Below are 555 nucleotides of genomic sequence, written 5' to 3'. Positions count from 1 at the left end.
AATGTCGTATTTGTCTTTATACTCTGGTGCTACTTTTAAGGTGTATTGATAAATTTCCCCTAATCCTGTGGAAATAGGTCCCATAGTAGGTTCTCCAAAACCAGCTGGAATTTGTTCTTTGACTTCGTTTAGTTTTTCGGCTACTAATTGACGAGGTAGATAGGTTCCCATATCATCGTCGAATACGATGGTAACAACCGATAAGCCAAAACGAGAGATTGACCTAATTTCCTTTACATCAGGCAGGTTGCTCATTGCAACTTCCACAGGGTAGGTTACAAATTGTTCAATATCTTCTGTACCTAAATTAGGTGCTTGTGTAATAACCTGTACTTGGTTATTGGTAATGTCTGGAACAGCATCGATTGGCACTTTGGTCATACTCCAAATACCTGCTCCAATTATGGTAAGCGTAAGCAAACCAATAATGAATTTGTTATTGATTGAAAAATCAATGATTTTATTAATCATAGTAAAATTTTAATTCAGTTAAACATATCATTTTGCGCTTCGCGCAAAATAAAAGCGAAGCAATGCTTTTGTTAAAAAGCATTG

General features: G+C 35.9%; 1 protein-coding gene. It reads right to left on the bottom strand.

The window, feature by feature from the left end; translation table 11 throughout:
• Positions 1-471, bottom strand: a 471-nt coding sequence (locus FUA24_RS08090; RefSeq protein WP_148541241.1) for an efflux RND transporter permease subunit, incomplete at its 3' end; no start/stop codon positions are given.
• Between the last annotated feature and the right edge of the window lie 84 nt (positions 472-555).

Source organism: Seonamhaeicola marinus, from assembly GCF_008085455.1.
The sequence above is the reverse complement of the archived record's forward strand: the minus strand, read 5'-3'. Positions and strand labels throughout refer to the sequence as shown.